Origin of the sequence: Jatrophihabitans sp. (assembly GCF_051960575.1) — a bacterium.
GTDB lineage: Bacteria > Actinomycetota > Actinomycetes > Mycobacteriales > Jatrophihabitantaceae > JBQCEE01.
This window is the reverse complement of the sequence record NZ_JBQCEE010000118.1, coordinates 1-7370: the sequence shown is the minus strand read 5'-3', so window position 1 is coordinate 7370 and position 7370 is coordinate 1. Positions and strand designations below refer to the sequence as shown.

The 7370-nt window shown below is 74.6% G+C and carries 9 protein-coding genes and 2 rRNA genes; 3 read left to right on the top strand and 8 right to left on the bottom strand.

Annotated features, from left to right (window positions below; genetic code table 11):
* Positions 1 to 4: 4 nt before the first annotated feature.
* The 3 genes from ACTHMS_RS06275 to ACTHMS_RS06265 are packed head-to-tail and all read right to left on the bottom strand — an operon-like array spanning position 5 to position 1916.
* Entirely contained in the window at positions 5 to 895 is an 891-nt protein-coding gene (locus tag ACTHMS_RS06275) for an NAD kinase (RefSeq protein WP_440305814.1), read from the bottom strand.
* Positions 892 to 1731: a TlyA family RNA methyltransferase gene (locus tag ACTHMS_RS06270; RefSeq protein ID WP_440305813.1), complete on the bottom strand. Its 840-nt coding sequence runs from the start codon at positions 1729 to 1731 to the stop codon at positions 892 to 894. The genes ACTHMS_RS06275 and ACTHMS_RS06270 overlap by 4 nt, the downstream gene beginning before the upstream one ends.
* 14 nt (positions 1732 to 1745) lie before the next feature.
* Positions 1746 to 1916 (bottom strand): hypothetical protein, encoded by a 171-nt coding sequence (locus tag ACTHMS_RS06265; RefSeq protein WP_440305812.1) that lies wholly within the window; start codon positions 1914 to 1916, stop codon positions 1746 to 1748.
* A 286-nt stretch (positions 1917 to 2202) separates the two neighbouring features.
* Between ACTHMS_RS06265 and ACTHMS_RS06260 the strand changes: the two genes are divergently transcribed.
* Positions 2203 to 2547, top strand: coding sequence for an SCP2 sterol-binding domain-containing protein (locus tag ACTHMS_RS06260; RefSeq protein ID WP_440305811.1), 345 nt, complete (start codon positions 2203 to 2205; stop codon positions 2545 to 2547).
* A gap of 11 nt (positions 2548 to 2558) precedes the next feature.
* Here the strand turns inward: ACTHMS_RS06260 and ACTHMS_RS06255 are convergent, their stop codons facing one another.
* Positions 2559 to 3620: an HAD-IIA family hydrolase gene (locus tag ACTHMS_RS06255; protein ID WP_440305810.1), complete on the bottom strand. Its 1062-nt coding sequence runs from the start codon at positions 3618 to 3620 to the stop codon at positions 2559 to 2561.
* A gap of 37 nt (positions 3621 to 3657) precedes the next feature.
* Between ACTHMS_RS06255 and ACTHMS_RS06250 the strand changes: the two genes are divergently transcribed.
* Entirely contained in the window at positions 3658 to 4974 is a 1317-nt protein-coding gene (locus tag ACTHMS_RS06250) for a DUF1015 domain-containing protein (RefSeq protein ID WP_440305809.1), read from the top strand.
* Here the strand turns inward: ACTHMS_RS06250 and ACTHMS_RS06245 are convergent, their stop codons facing one another.
* Together ACTHMS_RS06245 and ACTHMS_RS06240 are read right to left on the bottom strand one after the other, a co-directional pair.
* Entirely contained in the window at positions 4975 to 5352 is a 378-nt protein-coding gene (locus ACTHMS_RS06245) for a single-stranded DNA-binding protein (protein WP_440305808.1), read from the bottom strand.
* A 132-nt stretch (positions 5353 to 5484) separates the two neighbouring features.
* Positions 5485 to 6183, bottom strand: coding sequence for a hypothetical protein (locus ACTHMS_RS06240; protein ID WP_440305807.1), 699 nt, complete (start codon positions 6181 to 6183; stop codon positions 5485 to 5487).
* Between the two features lie 321 nt (positions 6184 to 6504).
* On the opposite strand from ACTHMS_RS06240, the gene ACTHMS_RS06235 reads away from it, so the two are divergent.
* On the top strand, positions 6505 to 6645 hold the full coding sequence (locus tag ACTHMS_RS06235; protein ID WP_440305806.1) for a hypothetical protein: 141 nt from the start codon (positions 6505 to 6507) through the stop codon (positions 6643 to 6645).
* A 378-nt stretch (positions 6646 to 7023) separates the two neighbouring features.
* Here ACTHMS_RS06235 and rrf read toward each other — a convergent pair.
* Both rrf and ACTHMS_RS06225 read right to left on the bottom strand, forming a co-directional pair.
* Positions 7024 to 7140, bottom strand: a 5S ribosomal RNA gene (gene rrf, locus ACTHMS_RS06230).
* 103 nt (positions 7141 to 7243) lie between these two features.
* Positions 7244 to 7370: ribosomal RNA gene (locus ACTHMS_RS06225) — 23S ribosomal RNA — on the bottom strand; the annotation flags it as partial.

The following is a 7370-nucleotide window of genomic DNA, read 5'->3' as shown; positions in this document are numbered from 1 at the left end:
GCCGTCAGCCCTCCTCAAGCTCCCCCGTCGCCTCGCGCAGGCTGCGCACCGGCAGCTGGAACTTGGAGACGAGGCGGTCGGCGAAGCTCCAGGTGTGCATGCGCACGATGCGGATCGACTGGTGCCCGCGCCGTACCTGCACCGTGGCGCCCGCCGGCACGTCGACCGAGCGCCGCCCGTCGCAGCTCAGCACGCCCTCGTGGCTCACCAGTTCGATCTCGACGACCGACGACGGCGCGACGATCACCGGCCGGGCGAACAGGGCGTGCGCGGCGTTCGGCACCACGAGCATCGCGTCGACCGTCGGCCACATGATCGGACCGCCGGCCGAGAAGGCGTAGGCCGTCGACCCGGTCGGCGTCGCGCACAGCACGCCGTCGCACCCGAAGCGCAGCAGCGGCCGCTCGTCGACGCTCACCGCGACCTCGAGCATGCGTTCGCGGTTGGTGCGCTCGAGGGACACCTCGTTCAGCGCCCACGCCCGGCCGATGAGCTCGCCGTCGCGCCAGACGTCGGCGTCGACGGTGACGCGCTCGTCGACGGTGTAGTCCTGGGCGACGATCTTCTCGACCGTGGCGTCGAACGCCTGCGGGTCGACCTCGGCCAGGAACCCGACGTGGCCGAGGTTGACGCCGAGCATCGGGACCCCGGCCGGACGGGCGTACTCGGCCGCCCGCAGGAACGTGCCGTCGCCGCCCAGCACCAGGACCAGCTCGCACCCCTCGGCGGCGTCCGGGCCGCTGACCGGGCGGGTGAAGCAGAGCCCGCAGTCGTCGGCCTCCTCGGTGAGCATGCGCACCTCGAAGCCGGCGTCGGCCAGCCGTTCGCGCGCATGGGCGGCCAGCGCGGCGATCCGCTGCCGGGCGGTGTGCGCCACGATGAGCACCGATCTCACGAGATCCCCGTTCCCTGGTCGACTGGCCGGTCGATCGACGGCACCTCGGCGAGCACCGCGGCGCGGATCTCGTCGTCGGTCAGCGGGCGGCCGGACCGCCGCAGCCACACGAAGAATTCCACGTTGCCCGACGGGCCCGGCAACGGACTGCGCACGACGGCGGTCACCGGACGCCCCAGCTCGGCGGCCGCCGCTGCCACGGCGCACACGGCGTCGGCCCGCGCCGCCGGATCACGCACGACCCCGCCGCTGCCCAGCCGCTCGCGTCCGACCTCGAACTGGGGCTTGACCATCGGCAGCAGGTCACCGTCGGGATCGGTGCACGCGACGAGCGCCGGCAGCACCAGCCGCAGCGAGATGAACGACAGGTCCGCGACGGTGAGTTCGACCGTCCCGTCGATCGCCTCGGGGGTCAACGAGCGCACGTTGGTGCGGTCGTGCACGACCACCCGCTCGTCCGACCGCAGCGACCATGCCAACTGGCCGTACCCGACGTCGACCGCCACGACCTGACGGGCGCCACCGCGCAGCAGGACGTCGGTGAACCCACCGGTCGACGCGCCGGCGTCGAGGCAGCGGCGTCCGGCGACCCGGACGTCCGGCAGCGCGGCCAGGGCGCCGGCGAGCTTGTGGCCGCCACGCGAGGCGAACCCCGGGTCGTCACTGTCGGCCCGCACCACGAGCGGGGTGTCGGGGTCGACCGCGGTCGCCGCCTTGGACGCCGCCACGCCGCGCACGTGCACCCGGCCCGCGGCGATGAGCTCGACGGCCTGCTCGCGCGACCGGGCCAGGCCCCGTCGGACGAGCTCGGCATCCAGTCGCTGGCGTCGCGCCACGGGCACCGCGCCGATCAGGTCGGGATGTCCTGCAGCGCCTGCTGCAGCGTCGCGTGCACCTGCTGGTAGGCCTCCGGGTGCTCGTCGAGCGGGCGGTCGGCCAACTGCGCCAGCCCGGCGACGGCGGCCGACACCGGATCCGCGGCCTCGGCCGGCCCGGAGGCGGCCGGCAAGGTCGCGGGCACGGGGGCGACCGTCGGCGAGGCCTCGCCGGATCCCGACGGCATCATCACCCTGCACCTCCGCTGCTCGACCTGACCGGGGTCCGGGCGCGGACGGCCGCGACCGGCGCCGTTCGCCGTCTGCGCCGACGACCGACGAGCCCGACGCTACCCCGACCCGGTCGGGTAGCGTCGGGCCACGGGCCGGACGACGAACCGTGTCCGTCCGCCCCCGCTGCGCCTGCTGCCGCCCGTCGCCCCCGCGACGTCGGTCGCCGTGCGCGCGTCGACCTCGGAAGGACCAGCGCCTGTGGCGACCCTCGAGCAGTGCGAGCAGGCCCTGGACGCCCTCGCGGCGCGCCTCGCGGCCCGTGAGCCGTCGGCGAGCCGCCGCTCGCTGGACCGGTCGCTGGTGTGCGTGCTGCCCGACCTCGACGTCGCCTTCGGCGGCCGCCTGTTCGAGGGACGCCTCGACGACATCCGTCGTCTGCCGGCGGGCGCGCCACCGCAGGCGCAGGTGCGGTTGACCATGGCCAGCGACGACCTGCTGCGGCTCGTGGACGGGCAGCTCAACATGGCGGCGGCCTGGGCGACCGGCCGGGTCAAGGTCGATGCCGGTATCCGCGACGTGATGAAGCTGCGCAGCTTCTTCTGACCGCGCGGGCGTCAGTGCCCCTCGAGCCCGAGCGAGCGGATCGCCTGCTCGGCCGCCTCGTCGGTCGGCACGATCTCGGGCGCCTCGCCCTCCTGACCCTTCGACCACCACACCCCGCAGAGCGCCCGCCAGGCGTCCAGATGGTCGCGGCGCCCGTCGCCGGACGTCGCCAGCCGCACGCGTGCACCCTGCAGCTGCGCCGTCCACCCCCGGCACGTCGCCGTCGCCCCGTCGACGTCGACAGGGGGGTGCGGCTCGAGCAGCGCACGCAGGTCGGCGCCGAGGAAGGTCGGGCGCTGCCCGGCGGACGCCGCCAGGGCACCCGCCGCCGACGTCACCCCGGTCAGCACCAGCAGGCTCGCGCAGCCGACCGCTGCCGCGCCCGCGATGTCGGTGTCGAGCCGGTCGCCCACCACCAGCGGGTGCTCCGCGCGCGTGCGCGTGACCATCTCGCGGTGCATGGTCGGATCCGGCTTGCCCGTTGCCGTCGGCGTCACACCGGTGGCATGGCGCAGGGCGGCGACGAGCGATCCGTTGCCAGGCAGCGGCCCGCGGGGCGACGGCACCGTCGCGTCCAGGTTCGTCGCCACCCACGGCACACCGCGCCGGATCGCCACGCTCCCCTCGGCCAGCTGCTTCCAGTCCAGGTCGGGCGAGTATCCCTGCACCACCGCCGCGACCTCGCCGTCGGCGGTACCGACCGGTGTCAGCCCACGCTCGCGCAGCGCCTCCCAGAGGCCCGTCGTGCCGACCACGAGCACTCGCGCACCCGCGGGCAGTTGGTCGGCGAGATGGTGCGCGGCGGCCTGCGCGGACGTCACCACCTCGTCCGCGGCCGCGCGGATGCCCAGCCGCGAGAGATGTTCGGCCACCGCCTGCGGCGGGCGGGCGGCATTGTTCGTGACGAATCCCAGCCGCATCCCGGCCGCCCGCGCGGCGGTCAGGGCGTCGGGCGCCGTCGGCACGGCATCCGGCCCGACGTAGACCACGCCGTCGAGATCGAGCAGGGCCACGTCGTAGCGCTCCGACAGCGGTCGGTCGCTCGCGCGCAGGGTCGAGGTCACGGGCGGCATGATCCCACCGCGACCGCCGTGCGTAGGCTGCCGGGCTGTGGTCACTGCGCATCCCGGGCACCCCGACCGATCGGTGACGACCGCCGGGCTCTCGCTCGCGCCGATGCGCGGCCTGCGGCCGACCGTCACCGGTGACGCGCTGGGCCGGCGGCTCTGCCCGCCCTATGACGTCATCTCGCCGAGCGACCGCGCCCGGCTGCTGGATGCGGATCCCGACAACGTCGTGCGGATCATCCTGCCGACCGACACCACCGCGGCGGGCGACGCCTACGCCTCCGCCGCCGCGACGCTGCGCGAGTGGGTCGATTGCGGGGTGTTCGCGGTCGACGACGTCCCGGCGATCTACGTGTACGAGATGGCGCCGGCCGACGGGCACCCGACGCGCGGGCTGATCGGTGCGGTGGAACTGCGGGCGCCCGAGGACGGCGTCATCCTGCCGCACGAGAACACGATGGCGGGGCCGGTCGCCGACCGGCTCGCGCTCATGACCGCGACCGAGGCCGATCTCGAACCGATCTATCTCGTCTACGACGGCGGCGGGGCAGCGAGCGAACTCGTCCGCTCGACCGGGTCGCGCCCCGCGCTCGCCGAGACGACGACGCCGGACGGTGTCCGGCACCGGCTGTGGGCACTCACCGACCCGCGCGACCACGAGGCGATCGCGCGCGACCTCGCCGGTCGGCGGGCCCTCATCGCCGACGGGCACCACCGCTACGCGACCTACCGCGAGCGTCAGCGACGCCTCGCCGAGATGCGTGGACGCGGGCCCTGGGACCGCGGGCTGGCCCTGCTCGTCGACTCGACCGACTACGGGCCGCAGGTGCACCCGATCCATCGCGTGGTGCCCTCGCTGGCGCTGCAGGACGCGGCCGACCGCCTTCGCGCCGCGGGCGCGGTGGTCGAGGACGCCGCCGACGTGGCCGCGGGACTGGCCGCCCTCGACGGGGCGACGACGTTCGCCGCCGTCGTGACCGACGGCGAGCGGACCGTCGTCGTGCGCGACGCCGACGGCCGACTCGAGGCGGCGGCGCGCGAGCTCGGCGGGTCGGCAGCCCTTGCAGCACTCGACGTCACGGTGCTGCACCGTGCCGTCATCGGCACCGCATGGGGTCTCCCCGACACGGTCGAGACGGTCGGTTACGCACACTCGGTGGACGACGCGGTCTCGGAGGCCCGCGCGGGTCACGGCGTCGCCGTCCTGCTCCGGGCGACACCGGTCGCTGCGGTGGCGGCCGTCGCGGCCGACGGCGAGCGCATGCCACGCAAGTCGACGCTCTTCACGCCGAAGCCTGCGTCCGGCCTGCTCATGCGCCGGTTCCTCGACCAGGCCGAGGACGCCGACGTCGACGCGTGATCATCGCGGCGCGGCGTCCGTGACGACCGGACGCCGGACGATCCGGAGCTGCTCGACCCGAACCTCGTACCGGCTGCCCAATCCGGCCGGGCCGCGCCAGAACCGTCGCTGCAGCCATCCCTCAACCTCGATGACGTCGCCGGCCGCGGCCCGGGCGAGCGCCTTGCGCACCCTGGCGCGGTCGGCGGCGCAGTCGATGCTGTCGACCTTCACGCCTCCCGCGGTGGTGCCGGTACGGCTCTCCTTCGGCCGCGCGACGGTGAGCCGGAACGAGCTGATGACGTCGCCGGTGGGCAGTTCCTTCTCGACCGGCAGGTCGGCCAGACGGCCGCGCAGGAAGATGGTGTTGTCGGCCGTCGGGGCCGCAGTGGTGGTCATGCCGCAGATGCTCGGCCACGCCACCGACACCACTGCCCGATCCGGTCGAGCCCTGTGGACGACGGCCCAGGTGTGGACGCCGCACGGATCTCGTCGGAAGCGGCTGCTACCGGCCCGCAACCCGCGCGGGGGTCAGAGCAGTGCGGCCGCGCGGTCGGCGGCGTCCAGCTCACCCTCGGGGTCGAGTGCGGCCGAGGCGGCGAAGTAGACGGCCGCCTCGTCCCGGCGCCCGAGCTCCTCGAGCGCGTCGGCGTAGGCGTACCAGAGCCGGGCCGACCCGGGACGCGGCTTGGCCGTGTCGATCCCACCCCGGGCCAGCACCGCCAGCGCGGCCTCCGTCTGCCCGAGGTCGCGTCGCGCGCCGGCGGCGACGATGAGCAGTTCGATGCGGGACTCGATGTCGAGGCGGCGCACGTCCGGGTCGGTCAGGTACTTGAGTGCCGCGGCCGAGCGACCGAGCGCGCGCTCGCTGTCGGCGATGAGCGGGAGGTTGCGCGGGTCGCCCGAGATCCGGCGGGCGGTGCGCAACTCCGACAGTGCCTCCGACCACTCGCCGGCGTGGTACGCGGCGATCCCGACCGCCTCGCGGACGACGGCCAGGCGTGCACCGCGAGCGCGCGCGGCCCGCGCGTGCCGCAGCGCGAGTTCCGGGTCGTCGTCCAGTGCATCGCCGGCCGCGACCAGATGCCGCGCGACGAGGTCGGCGGTGAGTTTGGTCAGTGACCGCAACTCGGCGCGTACGTCACGGTCGAGACGGGAGATGTCCACATGTTCCGGCGGGTCGGGGTAGCCCTCCGCGGGTACGGCTCGTTCCGCGCGCGTCGGCCGCACGTCGCGGTCGTCGCCGAAGACGCGCCCACCCCGCGGTCGGCCGACATCCGGTCGGACGTCGCGACGCGGCCGGTCCCCACGGCCCGGACGGTCGTCCCAGCTGCGCGGGGCACGGCCGCCGGACGTGCCGCGTTCGGCCGTGCGTCCGGGACGGTCCTCCCAGCTGCGCGCGCCGCGACCGTCGGACGTGCCGCGTTCGGCCGTCCGTGCCGATCGATCGGCTCGCTGCGGGGTGCGCGGACCCGCGGCGCTCCGGTCGGAGCGATGCGCCGGACGGTCGCCTGCCGGCGGTCGCCCGTCGGTCGATCGGGCCCGACCGGCGTGCCCGCCGCTCGCGGCACGGCCGTCGGCATCGCGCCGCGACTGGCCGCCGGTGGCTGGGCGGGCAGGCCCACGGTGCGGACGCTGCTCGCGCTCGCCGTCAGCGAAGCGGCTGCCGACCGAACGGCCGCCCGCACCTGACGGACGCCCACCTCGCGCCGTGGCGTCACCGCCACGACCGCGTGCGTCACCGCCGCGACCGCGAGGGTCGCCACCACGACCGGCAGCGTCGCCGCCTCGGCCGGGAGCGTTGCTCGACCGACCGCCGGCGCCGAAGCCTCGACCACCGCTGCTGCGGGGGCCGCCGGTCCGATTGCCGTCTGCTCGTCCGGCACCGCCGGTGCGAGCGCCGTCCGACCGGCCGGAGCCGCGGGCGCCGTTCGGCGCGCCACGACCGCTCGCGCCGCGACCCGAGCCGCTGCTGGACGATCCGTTGTGCTGTGCTGCCATTGCATTCAATCCCGTCGAGAAATGCGACGAGGGCCGTTCGCGCAATGCGAACGGCCCTCGTCAAAGTAAGTCCGGCGACGTCCTACTCTCCCACGCAGTCGCCCGCGCAGTACCATCGGCGCTGAGAGGCTTAGCTTCCGGGTTCGGGATGGGACCGGGCGTTTCCCTCTCGCTATGGTCGCCGAAACGCTATGGAGTTGTGGCCCGCACCGTCGAGGCCGGCGACCAAGCCGACACGACGGGGACCGTACCCCTAGAACTGCACAGTGGACGCGAAACAAGATTGTGTTGTGGCAAGTCCTCGGCCTATTAGTACCGGTCAGCTGCACGTGTTACCACGCTTCCACTTCCGGCCTATCAACCCGGTGGTCTAGCCGGGGGCCTTACTCCACGAAGGATGGGAGATCTCATCTTGA

What these genes read in the sequence shown, in the direction of transcription:
- ACTHMS_RS06245 (WP_440305808.1), bottom strand. Translation starts at nt 5,352, where the DNA reads ATGACCACCACTGCGGCCCCGACGGCCGACAACACCATCTTCCTGCGC.
- ACTHMS_RS06255 (WP_440305810.1), bottom strand. Translation starts at nt 3,620, where the DNA reads ATGCCGCCCGTGACCTCGACCCTGCGCGCGAGCGACCGACCGCTGTCG.